The following is a 14,248-nucleotide window of genomic DNA, read 5'->3' as shown; positions in this document are numbered from 1 at the left end:
CAAACCTTCAATTGATGTTAGATTAGAGGCGTCTATTCAAACATTATGCAGGTGGGATTCGGTGTGGGTATAGCGAGCGCATGGGGAGATGGTCGGCGGGTCAAGCTTCAGCAGGAGGTGGAAGTAATTCTAAGTTCTGCTGCGCATGGCCGGATTTTTAAGGTAAAGGAATCGCAGGGGATTGATTTCAAGGAAGAAGCTGGTCGCCGAAATGGGCCAAATATTGAGCCTGGTAAGCCACAGAATCCGGAGGCCGCAACCAAACTTGCTGATGAAGTTGCGTGCATGGCCAACTCTCCAGCAGGAGGGGGATTAATCGTCGGTGTCGAAGACGCTACTGGAAAGATCATCGGCACGGAGTTAGATGAAGACTGGCTTCGGCAGCGGATTTATGAGGGAGTAGACGTAGCTCCGGACATTGTTGCTAAGCGTGTAGAGGGGCAAAGAATCCTTGTTATTTATGTAGCTCCAGCTCCGGAGCCAGTGGAGGATACGAGTGGGAAGCTGAGATGGCGTGTTGGCGATTCCTGTCGGCCGGTAGATCGATCTGAATGGTGGGAGAGGAGGCGTGCTCAGCAAGCGTTCGATGAGATGGCTCAGCAAACCGATAAGACCGTATTGGATGTGCGGTCTGGAGCTATGGAAATTGTAAGTCGCACGTTGCCGGCTGCAGTAAATCAAACTGATGAGGAGACGCTGCGAAGCTTGGGGGCTTTGGGAGCGGAAGGCAATCTTACGGTTGCGGGAGAATTGCTTTTCACCTCGCATTCGGTTTCGGTTATTGAGCTATCTGTTTTTGATGTCTTTGGCGGAAAAATTACCAACCGCATCCACGGTGAGCCTGGAAAATCCGTGCTTGAGCAACTTGATGCATTTGAACAGGCACTACGCGTGGTGAATAAAAATAACACCGTTGTGGAGGGGTTCGTCCATACTCCGATTCCAGAGATTCCATATAGTGCTGTCCGCGAAGCTTTACTAAATGCGATGATTCATCGCGACTGGAATCGTAGCGAACCAATCGATGTGCGTTGGGTTGAGCTTGATAGCACTCTAATCGTGAGAAGCCCTGGTGGTTTTCCTCCTGCAATTACGTCTGCAAATGTGCTTAGTAATCGTGCAGCGCGCTATCCTGCGCTTGCCGATTTGTATCGAGCGATTGGTCTCGTTGATAAGCAGGGGGTGGGGGTGGATCGTATGTATCAGTCGATGATCGCGCTTGGGCATCGTCCGCCAACTATCGAAGAAATTGCGGGCCCATTCGTGGAGACAACGCTGGTTGGTGGTGAGCCAGTACTCCCAGTTTTGGAGTTGATGTCGCGAATAGTGCCTGAGCCTAGACAGCGAGACTATCGAATCGCAATCATTCTCTACCTATTGTTTGCGCGAGCTTTTGTCACGGAGAATAGCGTGGCAGGTGGCCTGCAGTCCGGGCTGGAGTCTGCGCTCAATGCACTGGAATCGGCTCAGCAAACAACTGTGGATGGTGAGCCTCTGGTTGAGGAGTATGGGGAGGTTTGGAAACTAGGAACTTCTGCACGGAAAATCCTTGCACAGGGGGGTCGGTTGCCATATCTTTCTACGAATGTCTCTGACATGGAAAAAGTTGCAGTGTCCTGGTTGCGAGAAGTTGGCGATTTGACGACTAGCACACTTGTGGATTTATGCAGCGTTTCCCGAGGTACGGCAAACAAATGCATCGAAAAGTTGATTGCTGATGGGGTCGTCGAAAGAATCGGAGGTGGACGTTCCACGAGGTATCGGCTTCTCTAATCTGTCATCAAATCCTCCAAACCTTCAATTGATGTTAGATTAGAGGCATCTATTCAAACATCGCGCAGGTGGGACTGTATTTTTTGGAGATAGGGACTCCAGGGTTGAACTGGCAGAAGACTTGAGCGGGACAAATAAGGTTTTAGTCAAGATCGTCAAGGGGGGCGTGGGCTTTGCTAACCGTCACCTCTCCACCTGCCGAAAAGTGATGTTGATGCGGCCCTCTTTAAGCCCGCACCCCTCCGGCAGAGTGCCCGGACGAGTTTTGGGCACACCGTGAAACGCAAGCCGCTTGGGACCACCAAGCACAATCACATCCCCGCTGGCGAGAGTCACGTCGTCCCAGGGTTTGTTGCGGTTTTCAGTCCCGCCAATGCGGAACAGTGCCTCATCTCCGATAGAGAGCGACACAATCGGGGCAGGGGAGTTTTCGTTGCGATCCTGGTGCATCCCCATGGTGGCCCCAGGTGGGTAGTAGTTGACTAACGCCATGTCGGGCCGGAAAGTGGTGGGCCACTGGTTGAGGGATTCGTCGTAAAGCGCGGCAGCGCTGAGTGCGTCGATGGCGAGCTGCAGCAGATTGTCAGGCACGGGCGGGACGCGAACGCCGCCTACGTGCGTGACGTAGCGGTACGGATTTGTGACCCACATGCGGCCGAGATGGAGCATGAAGACCTGCATCTGACCACTTTTGAGCTGCGGGCGAGTCATGGCCAGGGGAGTGCCGGCAACGTCGCGGGCGATGTCGCGAAGTTGCGTGATGATGCCCGCCTGTCGCTCCGATGGAAGCCACCCCGGAAGATGAACAACTCCCGGCGTGATGCGGGCATCGTCGCGCGGGAGCTGGTCGAAGAGCATAGGTCTAGTTTGCCTCTTAACCCGCGATGATTGCGTTAACCGGGCGGGACAGGAACTGCGGGCCAATCTTGCCCAGGTAGCGCAGGATAAAGTCCGCTGCCGACACCGAGTAGAAGTGACGTTGGCGCTCAATGAAGTTCTGCGGATGCGTTGCCTTCCACACGGCATCAGCGACCTGGTCCGGCGTGATGCGCACGCCCAGACGACGGGTCGAACCAGCGGAAACGTCCGCCAGCTTGGTCTTCGCCCACAGCGGCATGATTGCGACGACGCGGATCTTATCCTTACGCCACTCCAGATCCAAAGCCTGCGTCAGACCTGAGACGTAGAACTTCGACGCGGAGTATGGCGCAATGTGTGGCTGGCCGTAGATGCCCGAAGCCGAACCCATGTTGACCAGGTGAGATCCCTTGGTGCGCTTCAGGTACGGGTGCGCCGCCTTCGCGCCCAGTGTCAGGCCGGTGCAGTTGATGTCCACCTGCGCGCGAATAATCTCCGGCGACTGGTCAGTGATATCGCCATCGCCGATGATGCCCGCGTTATTGTCCAGTACCGTCAGCTTGCCGCCGGTGTGGGAGGTGAAGTCCGCAAGCGCGTCCTCCCACTGCTTAAAGTCCGTCACGTCCAGCGTGCCGACGATTACCTCCGGGTGCTCAGCCTTAAGCTTCGCCAGGGCATCCTCATTGATGTCGTAGACGCCTACGGTCCAGCCTGCGGCCAGGAACTTCTCGGCCACCGCGCGGCCAATACCCTGCGCGCCGCCGGAGATGAAAATGGACGGGGAATCAGAAGCGGCCATGGTGTCTCAATCCTGTCTTTTCTTGCTGTTTTTATAAGTGTCGAGTGTTATTCGACAGCTTAGGTGAGTATTTGTTGTTTAACAGCGGATTGCGGGAAACGAGACCCGAGCGCAAACGAGTCCCGATTACACTGGCCACCATGAAACCCCTGAACATCCCACCAGGTCCCGGCATCCCAAAGGGCCTCGTCATCCCCGCAGCGGAGCTCACTGAACGCTTCGCACGCTCCGGAGGACCGGGCGGTCAGGGTGTTAACACCACCGACTCCAAGGTGCAGCTATCGGTGGATATCGCCGAGCTCACCGTGCTTTCCGACGTCCACCGCCGCCGCGCTCTCCAGAACCTCAGCCACCGCCTCGACGGCACCACACTGACCGTGTCGGTCACCACGCAGCGCTCCCAGGTACGCAACCGCGAGGAAGCCAGGCGGCGCTTAGCGGCACTCATCCGAGAAGCCGTGCAGCCACCGCCTCCGAAGCGCCGGCGGACTCGGCCGAGTCGAGCCTCGATTGCCCGTCGTAAAGCGCAGAAGCAACGCCGCTCTGAGCTCAAAGCCAGCAGGCGCCGACCCAGCGCCTACTAGGGGAATATGGGATTTTCGCGCATTCGTTGCAATATAGAGGAATGAGCGAAAATCAGGCCCCTACCGAAAAGGCAGCTGAAGCCGTCGCGGAGTTCAACCGCGTGCCCTCGATCCTGTCCATCCAGTCGCATGTGAGCTACGGCCATGTGGGTAACTCCGCTGCCGTTTTCCCGCTGCAGCGCGCAGGTTTTGAAGTGTGGCCGGTCCACACCGTCGATTTCTCCAATCACACCGGCTACGGCCAGTGGCGCGGCCCGATGATTCCGGCCACGGATGTGCGCGAGGTTATCAAGGGTATCGATGAGCTGGGCAAGCTTGACGACGTCGATGCGATTATCTCCGGCTACCAGGGCGGTAGCGATATTGCGGATGTCATCATCGAGGCCGTGGCGCTGGCCAAGGAGCGCAACCCGAAGGCCATTTACTCGTGTGACCCGGTGATGGGAAATGCCAAGAGTGGCTGCCACGTCTCGGATGACATTCCGCCGCTGCTGCGCGACAAGGTTGTGCCGGTGGCAGACGTGATTACGCCGAACCAGTTTGAGCTGGGATACCTGACGGGCCGCGAGGTCAGCGACCTGGAGTCCACCATTGCGGCAGCCCATGCTGCTCGTGAGATGGGCCCGGAGGCCGTGCTGGTCACCAGCGTGCTGCGTCCGGAGCGCAAGGAGGGCGAGATTGAGATGCTCGCCGTCAACGGCTCGGGCGCATGGCTGGTGGCGACACCGTACTTGCCGCTGAAGCGCAATGGCTCCGGCGATGTCGCGGCTGCGCTGTTTGCGGGCAACCTGCTGCGTGGTCGCGGTATTGACGGTGACCTCTCGGTCGCGCTGGGCAACACCGCGGCCAGTATCTTTGAGCTGCTCAAGGTGACGCACGAGTCCGGCTCTGGCGAGCTGGAGCTCGTTCGTGCGCAGGAGGCGTACGTCCACCCGGAGCAGCGGTTTGAGGTAACGAAGGTGGCGTAAGGCTGGGCAGTAGTGCTGGGGCTCAGCCCCAGCACCTAGTAGTAGAACGGGAACTCGTCCCAGTTCGGGTCGCGCTTTTCCAGGAACGCTTCCTTGCCCTCGACGGCCTCGTCGGTCATGTACGCCAGGCGAGTGGCCTCGCCAGCGAAGACCTGCTGGCCCATCAGTCCGTCATCGGTCAGGTTGAAAGCGAACTTCAGCATGCGCTGCGCCGTTGGGGACTTGCCGTTGATCATGCGACCCCACTCCACCGCGACATCTTCCAGCTCAGCGTGGTCGGCGACTTCGTTGACGGCGCCCATGCGGTGCATGGTCTCAGCGTCGTAGGAACGGCCTAGGAAGAAAATCTCGCGGGCAAACTTCTGACCAACCTGCTTCGCCAGGTAGGCCGAGCCATAGCCGGCATCGAAGGATCCCACGTCAGCGTCGGTCTGCTTAAAGCGGGCCTCCTGGCGGGATGCCAGTGTCAGGTCACACACCACGTGCAGGGAGTGTCCGCCACCTGCGGCCCAACCGTTGACCACGGCAATGACAACCTTCGGCATAGTGCGAATCAGACGCTGCACCTCCAGGATGTGCAGGCGACCTCCCTCGACCTTGGCGCGCGCGGTATCAATCGTGGAGGCGTCTGCGGTAGCGTCGTCATGCTCGTGGGATGTTGCGTACTGGTAGCCGGAACGACCGCGAATGCGCTGGTCACCACCCGAACAGAATGCCCAGCCACCGTCCTTGGTGCTCGGGCCGTTACCGGTCAGCAGCACAACGCCGACATCCGGGGTGCGACGCGCGTGGTCGAGCGCTCGGTAGAGCTCATCGACGGTATGCGGGCGGAATGCGTTACGAACCTCCGGGCGATCAAACGCAATACGTACAATGCCGTTTTCGCGGCCCTCGCCGACGTGGCGGTGGTAGGTGATGTCGGTCAAATCCTCAAAACCATCAACCGTCTTCCACTGCTCAGGGCGGAAGGGGTTATCGGTCGAGTACTTCGCGGTATCAGTCATGGCTTCCAGCATAAAGGTCTCTAGCATGAGGGGTATGTCTGTGTCCGCTGTGCCCAACATCCAGTTTCCGCCAATCGATGACATTCTCGACCGCGCCCACGTCGTGGCGCTTCCCATGGCGGTGAAATTCCGCGGCGTCACCACCCGCGAGGCACTCCTCATCGACGGCCCCGTCACCTGGGGTGAGTTCGCGCCCTTCCTGGAGTACGAGGCGCCCGAAGCTGCCGCGTGGCTGCGCTCGGCCATCGAATGCGCATACGTTGGCCTGCCCATCCCGAAGCGCGAGTTTGTCGAGGTCAACGCCACCATCCCCGCCGTCACGCCCGAGCAGGTGCCGGAGGTCGTGGGGCGCTACCCCGGGTGCCGCACGTTCAAGGTCAAGGTCGCAGAGAGCGGCCAATCGCTTAACGACGACATCGAGCGCGTAGCCGCCGTCCGCACCGCGGTGGCCGAAGCCTATGGCTATGAACCTGTGGTGCGGGTGGATGCGAACCGTGGCTGGTCGGTGGAGCAGGCCATCCGCGCCGCTCATGAGTTGGGCCCGCTGGAGTATATGGAACAGCCCGTTGCGACTGTCGCCGAGCTCCGCGAGGTCCGCGACGCAGTGGGGGAGTTTTGCCCGATTGCTGCTGATGAGTCGATCCGCAAGGCCGAGGATCCGTATTTGGTTGCGCGCGAACAGGCGGCGGACGTGGGCGTAATGAAGGTCGCGCCACTTGGTGGGCCACGCCGTTTGCTTCGGTTGGCCGAGGAGCTGGAGATGAAGGTAACCGTCGCCAGCGCCTTGGACACCGGCGTTGGCATGGCTGCCGGCTTGTTCACGGCGGCGGCCCTGCCTGCTACCGAGCTGCAGCCGGAGCCGAACGCGGCGGGTTTGGCCACGTCGTCGCTGTTTATCGAGGACGTCATCGAGCCCCGACCACTTATCGATGGCCGTTTGCCCGTCACCAATCCCGCGCCCGACCCTTCCCGCCTGGCCGAGCTCGCCGCGCCGGGACCCCGCCGCGATTGGTGGTTCGACCGCCTCCGCGCGGCGTATGCGCACCTGTAGTGGTGCAATGCAGTGGCGCAGTGCAGTGGCGCAGTGCAGTGGCGGCTCACCACCTGCTTCAACACTCGGAGCACCCAGAGATACTGACCCCGTTTATGGCACTTTGAGCCCGAAAAACAGCCCTAAACAGCCTCAAACCTAGTCAGTAACTCCCAAAGAGCCCGATATCCAGCCTGACAAGTAGCCTATTGAGTGTGAACGACAACCAGGACACCTCCCAGACTTCGCACGCTCAGGGCGCCAACATCACCAATGCCGCCAGCACCGATGCTGGCACCCCAGCCTCGGCAACCAACGCCACGCCCCACACCTCCGCGGCCCCTGCAACTCCCGCGGCCCCATCCGCAGTGGTAGCGGGCCTCATCGTCGATGAGCTGCTGCGTCTCGGCATGGTCGATGCCGTGGTGTGCCCGGGTTCCCGGTCCGCCCCGCTGGCCCGCGCTCTGGTCCAGGCCGCCGATGCGGCGAAGGTTCGCCTCCATGTGCGCATCGATGAACGCTCCGCCGCCTTCCTCGCCCTCGGCCTGGCCTCGCGCACCCGCAAGGTGACCCCGGTAATTACAACGTCCGGCACAGCCGTCGCAAACCTCGTGCCCGCCATGGTCGAAGCCACCGCGTCGGGTATTCCGCTGCTGGCACTGACCGCTGATCGCCCCGCGCATTATCGCGGCACCGGCGCGAACCAGACCATCGTCCAGGATCGCCTGTTCGCCGATGCCTCCGTAGTCGAGTTCGATCTGGACGGCACCGCCCCGGTCACGAAGGCCACTGCCGCGCAGATTCGCGCCCGCATTGATCGCGTTGTTGCCGCCATGGCATCCGGGGCCGGCCACCTCAACGTCCGTTTTGTCGAACCGCTCGTGCCTGACGACGACTCCGTCGCCGACATCCCCGAGGGCCGCGCAGACGGCGGCCCCTGGACCACGATTGCGCCTACCAACAGCAACAACGTCGGCGCAGCCGCCATCGCAGCCCACTCAGCCAACTCGGCTAGCACAGCCACAATTGACATCAGCCGCCGCACACTCGTGATTGCGGGCTCGAATGCCCCGCATCTGCCAGAGTTGGAGGATTTGCCAACCATCGCTGAGCCGAATGCATATGCGCCGGCGCACCCGGTTCACCCGCTTGCGGCGGGTACTTTTGCGCAGATTCCACCGGAGCAGATTGTGTTGGTCGGCAGGCCGACGCTGCACCGAGGGATCTCTAAGCTGCTGGCCAATCCTGATATCGAGTTGACGGTTGTCTCGGATGCGGAAAACCACGGCTTTGGGGTGGAGTTTCCGGATGTGACGGCGAACGCAAGGGCCGTCGTAAAGCATGTGCAGACTGTGGGGGAGCAGGACCCGCAGTGGACGAAAATCTGTGAGGCTGCCAGCGAATTGGCGGTGAAGTCCGTGCGAGAGACTCTTACGGAGTCGATTGAAGCGGAGGAGCCGCTGACCGGATTCCATGTGGCGGCGGCGCTGACGGATAGTCTGCGCACGGGTGACAATGTGGTGCTGGGCGCGTCGAACCCGGTGCGCGATGCGTCGTACACGGGCCTGCCTTTCCCGGGTGTGAACACGTATGCGGGACGAGGTGCCGCGGGCATCGACGGCACGGTGGCGACGGCGATTGGTATTGCGCTGGCGTCCGACCGCGAGCATGCCGACGAGATCCGCCCGCCGCGGACGATTGCGCTCATGGGTGACCTGACGTTCCAGCACGACTCCGCAGCGCTGGCGATCGGGCCGCTGGAGCCGAGGCCGGAAAACCTCACCATCGTGGTGGCCAATGATGCCGGTGGCGGTATCTTCGAGACGCTGGAGGCGGGCAGCCCGGCTCTGCGGGGAAGCTTCGAGCGCATCTTCGGCACACCGCAGGACGTGGACTTTGAGGGCATCTGTCAGGCCTACGGGGTCGAGCACGTGCATGTTGACCGCCTCCCAGATCTGCTCGCGCAGCTGCACCCGGATACCGACGTCGATGGCATCCGCGTCATCGAGGTGGCGACCACGCGCGCGACGCGTAGACAGTTGCATCACAAGCTGGCATACAATGCGGAGATTGGGGTGCTGGACAAGCACTAGCTGAACAAGGCTTGCTGAATAAGGACTAGCTGGCCGGCAGCATCAAATCAGAGCTGGAAACAATCAGGGACAGAAAAATAGGGAGGTCGCGACCGCCATGCAGTGGAAAACTGCCCTGGCCAATTGGCCGCGCTTCCTTCGTCAGGTGTTGCTGTTTGTAATGATCTGCCTGTTGTTGTCGTGCCTGGCCATGGTGGTTGGCTGCTTCATTAATGACCGCAATATCGAGTCGAACATGGGGCAGTCCGTAGCTAATGTGCGCTCGGTCGAGGTCCTTCGCACCACGGTCGATTTCGTCGACGAGAATGGTGGGTTTCAGTCGCCACCAACCGGTTTGCTCTATCCCGTTGGTCTGGAAGAGGGGCAGCGCGTTCGCGTCGAATACGACCGCACTGACCCCAATGTCGTCCGCGTCGCCGGACGCACTTGGACGCTGTCACTTCTCCCGGCGGCCAGCATCGCTGTGGTTGCGTTTATCGTCGTCGCGCCGTTGTGGTGGTTGTCGTTGCGTGCAACCCGTCGTTTACAAAGAGATCCCCAAAAGGTAAACAGAGGGTCACTTTCGCTTTCCGACGAGATGGAAAACTAGCACCATGCGCGTTGCCATCATTGCTGAAAGCTTCTTGCCCAACATCAATGGAGTGACAAACTCCGTGTTGCGGGTGTTGGAACACTTACGCCGTGAGGGGCACGAGGCGCTGGTGATTGCGCCGGGTGCTCGGGACTGGCAGGAAGAGGCAGAGTTCTACTGCGACTACCGCATTGAGCGTGTACCCACTGTGATGGTGCCGTTGATTGATTCACTACCGATCGGTGTGCCGAACCGCAGGGTAGCGTCGGCGCTGGCGCAGTTTAAGCCGGATGTTGTCCACTTGGCTTCGCCATTTGTGCTCGGTGGTGCGGGCGCTTTGACTGCTAAGGCGCTGGGCATCCCGGCTGTGGCTATCTATCAGACGGACGTTGCGGGTTTTGCCAAGAACTACAAGTTGGCGGGGCTCTCCACGGCCGCGTGGTTGTGGACGCGCGTGATTCATAACTCCTGTGCCCGAACGCTGGCGCCGTCGTCGCCGACTATTGAGGACCTGCAGAATCACAAGATTCGTGAAGTCTACCGCTGGGGTCGTGGTGTTGATGCGGTTCGCTTTACTCCGACAAAGCGCAGCGAGGAGCTCAGGAAGCAGTGGAGCCCGGAGGACAAGCCAATTGTTGGTTATGTCGGCAGGCTGGCGGCGGAGAAGTCGGTTGAGCGTCTGGCGGCGCTGAACGGCCGCGATGATATCCAGGTGGTCATTGTTGGTAATGGCCCGGAGCTGCCGAAGCTGAAGAAGCTGATGCCGAATGCCGTCTTTACCGGGCAGCTCACCGGCGATAAGTTGGCAGCGGCATTCGCCAGCCTGGACGTGTTTGTTCACACCGGTGACTTTGAAACCTTCTGCCAGGCCGTACAGGAAGCCCACGCTTCCGGTGTTCCGGCCATCGCTCCGAACGCAGGCGGCCCGCGCGACCTGATTACTAACGATGCCAACGGCTATCTGCTGGAGCCCAAGACTTTCACCCGCAATCTGTCTGAGGCGGTCGACAAGCTGCTGCTCGTCGACGATGAGCTGGCTCGCAAACAGCTGCGCAACCGCTGCCGCGACACCGTGACCGAACGTACCTGGGAAGCACTGTGTGCAGACCTTGTTCGCCACTACGAGGAGGTTTCTGGGGTCTCCGCGGCCGAGACGTCAAGCAAGGTCGCAGCAGATACGATTGACGCTTCCCGTACAGGTGCTGCTACGCGTCAGAAATCGGTCGCGTAATCTGGACATCGTGTCTAGGGCTGATTTAACGAAAAATCCCAGCGAAGTCGCCTCGATGTTCGACGGCGTGGGGAAGAATTACGACATCACCAATACCGTGCTCACCGGTGGTATTGACCACTACTGGCGCGTACGCACGGCAAAGCGCCTGAACCTGCAGCCTGGCCAGAAGGTTCTCGACCTGGCCGCCGGTACGGCTGTTTCCTCAGTGGAGTTGGCAAAGTCTGGCGCATACGTCGTTGCCTGTGACTTCTCCCGAGGCATGCTCAAGGCCGGTGCACACCGCGATGTTCCCAAGGTCTGCGGTGACGGCATGAAGCTGCCATTCCCGGACAACACCTTCGACGCGGTGACCATCAGCTTCGGTCTGCGCAACATCGTGGACTACAAGGCGGGCCTCGCCGAACTAGCCCGCGTGACCAAGCCCGGAGGCCAGCTGACAGTCTGTGAGTTCTCCACCCCTGTGGTGCCAGTGTTCAGCACCTTCTACAAGGAGTACTTGATGCGGGCACTGCCGCAGATTGCCAAGGTCGTCTCCTCGAACCCGGAGGCCTACGTGTACTTGGCGGAGTCGATTCGCGCCTGGCCAAACCAGTCGCAGCTTGCCCGCGACATCAATGCCTCTGGCTGGGAGGATGCTGGTTGGCAGAATCTCACCTTTGGCATCGCGGCGCTGCACTCGGCAACCAAGCCCGCGCAGTAGCTCGCGAGCTCGCAATCGGGCTGGGTCGCGGGGGCCGTCGTAAAGCAGTTTTTACTGCCAGGGCTGGCGTCCAAACCACTTATCGGAGGCCAGCGCCGCCTGCCCCGAAGCGCGCCACAGTCGCGCTACCACATCCCGGTCGTGTTCCGTGACCAGGTTTCCCATTAGACGTGCCGCGACGCCCATGAGCTGGCTGCCCCACGGGGCGCCGATGGTCAGCGGGCCGACGGTCGGCAGGAAGCTCGGGTACGTCAACGTCAGCGCCAACTTGCGAGCCAGCGAGAAGCCGGTGCCGTAGTGCTCGCGAAGCAGGGCGGGCCAGGAGTGAGTCAGCCCATCGCGACCCGCACCAATCGAACTAATCAGCTCCACCGCCAGTCGCGCCGACTCCATGCCGTAGTCAATGCCCTCGCCGTTGAGCGGGTTGACCAGGCACGCAGCATCACCGAGCAACGCCCAGTTCGGCCCCGCCACATTCGACACGGCACCACCCATCGGCAACAGCGCCGACGTCACGTGCTCCGGTTCGCTCATCTGCCACTGATCACGCACCTGCCCGTGGTACTCGCGTAGCAACTTCTTCACGTTCGTGCGCGCCGGGCGTGCCGACGTCGCCAGCGCCCCACACCCCACATTCGCCTGGCCTGCTCCCAGCGGGAAAATCCAGCCATAGCCCGGGTGCGTCTGCCCCTCGGAGTCGCGCAGTTCCAGGTGCGAGTGAATCCAGTCATCCGCTACGTCCACGCTGTCGAAGCTGACATATGACCGCGCGGCCACGCCAAAGACGCTGTCGCGATGCCACGCACGCCCCAGCTGCTTGCCGACGGTACTTCGGACCCCATCGGCCACGAGCAGCCAGCGGGCCGAGATGGTGTGTGGCTTGCCTTCGCGGTCGGAAAGTTCCACCTCGCGCACGCCGTGACCCCGCGTGCCACCACTGCCCAGCGCTCCGAGAACCACCTTCCGCGCAGCGACCCCATCAAAGACTTGTGCACCGGCATCAGCGGCGGCATTGAGCAAGAAAGTGTCGAGCTCAACACGCGACATCGCGGATCCGACAGCGGGAAAAGTGCCGGAGGCATCATCTGGCCAAGGTGCGGTGATGGAGCCGCCGAAGCCGTGCAGCTTGAGTCCGCGGTTGCGGTTGCGGCGCAGGAGCTCGTCGTCAAGCCCTAGGCGACGTAGCTCAGCGATAGCGCGAGGAGTGAGTCCGTCGCCACAAGTCTTGTCGCGCGGGAAGCGCTGCGAGTCGACCACAGTGACCGAAAAACCGGCGCGGGCGGCGTGAATTGCGGCTGCGGAGCCGGTCGGGCCAGCGCCAACAATGAGCACGTCAGTGCTGCTGGGTAGAGCGACGGCGCCGTCGAACGTGGGGGAAACTCGCGAAATCGGGCTTGAGGTCATTGCCCCAGCGTATAACGACGTTGAAACAAATATGGGAACTGGTCTGCTAGCCACTATGCTCGTAGGGTAGTTTATTTAGCAGTTTCTTATCTTTTATCGTCAGTTAGGCAGGTCTCGAATGCGTACTGGAGACTACTCCGGGCTTAGTTCCGGAAGTGCTCAGGGCACTGGTGAGCACACCGCCACTAGTTCTCACTTCGTTGATGAGGCGCTGGAAGCAACAATCACCGAGGGAATGCGCAAGAGCGAGGACCTCCTGATTACTGAGCTGGGGCGCGGCGAGGACTTCCTAGCCGAGCGGGTTTCCCACCTAGCTCAGGCTGGTGGTAAGCGCTTCCGCCCAATGTTTACCATGCTTGCCGCGCAGTTCGGTGAGACCCCGGAGAGCGATAAGGTCATCACCGCCGCGACGGTGCTGGAGCTGACGCATCTGGCGACGCTCTACCACGACGATGTCATGGATGAAGCGGATAAGCGCCGCGGTGTGCCCTCCGCAAACTCGCGCTGGGACAACACCGTCGCCATTCTGGCCGGTGACTACCTCTTCGCTGTTGCATCCCGACTGCTGGCGGAGCTCGGCTCCGAGAGCGTAGCCCACTTCGCCGAGACCTTCGGTGTTCTTGTCACAGGTCAGATGCGCGAGTGTCTCAATGACTTGGACCTGCCGATTGAAGAGCGCATCGAGCGCTACCTGAAGGTCATTGCCGAAAAGACCGGTGTGCTCATCGCATCGGCTGGTTATCTCGGCGCCTATCACGCCGGTGCGTCCGCCGATATTTCCAATGCGCTGCGCCGCTATGGCGAACTAATCGGAATCGTTTTCCAGATCGTCGACGACATCATCGACATTTCCTCCAACACAGATCAGTCCGGCAAGACTCCGGGCACTGACTTGCGTGAGGGCGTCTTCACGCTGCCGGTTCTCTACGCGCTACAGGAGGACACTCCAGCCGCTGACCGCCTCCGCGAGATTCTCGTCGGCCCAGTCTCCGACGATGTGCTTGTCGACGAGGCCCTCGAGCTCCTGGCTCAGACCAACGGTGTGGCTCGCGCGATGGAGAAGGTCAATGAACTGCTGGATGAGTCCGACCGCGTCATCGCTGACCTTCCCGACTGTGCGGCAAAGGAGGCTCTGCGCCACGTTGCTCGCTACACCGTGGAGCGCGTGGGGTAGTGGATTGAGCTCCACTGGCGAGATGAACCTAGGGGTGAGCTCTGCTGAGGGGGTGA

General features: G+C 60.8%; 13 protein-coding genes. 9 read left to right on the top strand and 4 right to left on the bottom strand.

What is annotated here, in order from left to right; all coding sequences use genetic code 11:
• Window positions 1-45 precede the first annotated feature (45 nt).
• Window positions 46-1,773: a DUF5635 domain-containing protein gene (locus HMPREF2708_RS01210; RefSeq protein WP_070831253.1), complete on the top strand. Its 1,728-nt coding sequence runs from the start codon at window positions 46-48 to the stop codon at window positions 1,771-1,773.
• Window positions 1,774-1,956: 183 nt separating this feature from the next.
• Here the strand turns inward: HMPREF2708_RS01210 and HMPREF2708_RS01205 are convergent, their stop codons facing one another.
• Both HMPREF2708_RS01205 and HMPREF2708_RS01200 read right to left on the bottom strand, forming a co-directional pair.
• Window positions 1,957-2,631 carry an alpha-ketoglutarate-dependent dioxygenase AlkB family protein gene (locus HMPREF2708_RS01205; RefSeq protein ID WP_070831250.1) on the bottom strand — a complete coding sequence of 225 codons (675 nt, stop codon included), beginning with the start codon at window positions 2,629-2,631 and terminating at the stop codon, window positions 1,957-1,959.
• A gap of 16 nt (window positions 2,632-2,647) precedes the next feature.
• Complete coding sequence (locus HMPREF2708_RS01200; RefSeq protein WP_070831247.1) at window positions 2,648-3,430, bottom strand: SDR family oxidoreductase; 783 nt, start codon at window positions 3,428-3,430, stop codon at window positions 2,648-2,650.
• A 140-nt stretch (window positions 3,431-3,570) separates the two neighbouring features.
• On the opposite strand from HMPREF2708_RS01200, the gene arfB reads away from it, so the two are divergent.
• Together arfB and pdxY are read left to right on the top strand one after the other, a co-directional pair.
• Complete coding sequence (gene arfB / locus HMPREF2708_RS01195; protein WP_070831245.1) at window positions 3,571-4,014, top strand: alternative ribosome rescue aminoacyl-tRNA hydrolase ArfB; 444 nt, start codon at window positions 3,571-3,573, stop codon at window positions 4,012-4,014.
• Between the two features lie 41 nt (window positions 4,015-4,055).
• Entirely contained in the window at window positions 4,056-4,982 is a 927-nt protein-coding gene (gene pdxY / locus HMPREF2708_RS01190) for a pyridoxal kinase PdxY (RefSeq protein ID WP_246840284.1), read from the top strand.
• Window positions 4,983-5,017: 35 nt separating this feature from the next.
• On the opposite strand, the gene HMPREF2708_RS01185 is transcribed toward pdxY, so the two are convergent.
• The gene (locus tag HMPREF2708_RS01185; protein ID WP_016422029.1) at window positions 5,018-5,998 is read right to left on the bottom strand and encodes a 1,4-dihydroxy-2-naphthoyl-CoA synthase; all 981 of its coding nucleotides are present in this window, start codon (window positions 5,996-5,998) and stop codon (window positions 5,018-5,020) included.
• Between the two features lie 13 nt (window positions 5,999-6,011).
• On the opposite strand from HMPREF2708_RS01185, the gene HMPREF2708_RS01180 reads away from it, so the two are divergent.
• From HMPREF2708_RS01180 to HMPREF2708_RS01160, 5 genes are all read left to right on the top strand, one after another.
• Window positions 6,012-7,037, top strand: coding sequence for an o-succinylbenzoate synthase (locus tag HMPREF2708_RS01180; protein WP_070831242.1), 1,026 nt, complete (start codon window positions 6,012-6,014; stop codon window positions 7,035-7,037).
• Between the two features lie 194 nt (window positions 7,038-7,231).
• Window positions 7,232-9,109 carry a 2-succinyl-5-enolpyruvyl-6-hydroxy-3-cyclohexene-1-carboxylic-acid synthase gene (gene menD / locus HMPREF2708_RS01175; protein WP_083321825.1) on the top strand — a complete coding sequence of 626 codons (1,878 nt, stop codon included), beginning with the start codon at window positions 7,232-7,234 and terminating at the stop codon, window positions 9,107-9,109.
• Window positions 9,110-9,206: 97 nt separating this feature from the next.
• Window positions 9,207-9,698: a DUF3592 domain-containing protein gene (locus tag HMPREF2708_RS01170; protein ID WP_005509940.1), complete on the top strand. Its 492-nt coding sequence runs from the start codon at window positions 9,207-9,209 to the stop codon at window positions 9,696-9,698.
• A gap of 4 nt (window positions 9,699-9,702) precedes the next feature.
• The gene (locus HMPREF2708_RS01165; RefSeq protein WP_070831239.1) at window positions 9,703-10,911 is read left to right on the top strand and encodes a glycosyltransferase family 4 protein; all 1,209 of its coding nucleotides are present in this window, start codon (window positions 9,703-9,705) and stop codon (window positions 10,909-10,911) included.
• 10 nt (window positions 10,912-10,921) lie between these two features.
• Complete coding sequence (locus tag HMPREF2708_RS01160) at window positions 10,922-11,614, top strand: demethylmenaquinone methyltransferase (protein ID WP_040360936.1); 693 nt, start codon at window positions 10,922-10,924, stop codon at window positions 11,612-11,614.
• Between the two features lie 51 nt (window positions 11,615-11,665).
• Here HMPREF2708_RS01160 and HMPREF2708_RS01155 read toward each other — a convergent pair whose 3' ends face one another.
• A complete protein-coding gene (locus HMPREF2708_RS01155; RefSeq protein ID WP_246840283.1) occupies window positions 11,666-13,018 on the bottom strand; it encodes a geranylgeranyl reductase family protein in 1,353 nt (450 codons plus the stop codon).
• 118 nt (window positions 13,019-13,136) lie between these two features.
• Here HMPREF2708_RS01155 and HMPREF2708_RS01150 point away from each other — a divergent pair, with 118 nt between their 5' ends.
• Window positions 13,137-14,192, top strand: coding sequence for a polyprenyl synthetase family protein (locus tag HMPREF2708_RS01150; protein ID WP_005510008.1), 1,056 nt, complete (start codon window positions 13,137-13,139; stop codon window positions 14,190-14,192).
• Window positions 14,193-14,248 lie beyond the last annotated feature (56 nt).

It is taken from the genome of Corynebacterium sp. HMSC073H12 (assembly GCF_001837775.1).
Taxonomy (GTDB): Bacteria; Actinomycetota; Actinomycetes; order Mycobacteriales; family Mycobacteriaceae; genus Corynebacterium; species Corynebacterium amycolatum.
The sequence above is the reverse complement of the archived record's forward strand: the minus strand, read 5'-3'. Positions and strand labels throughout refer to the sequence as shown.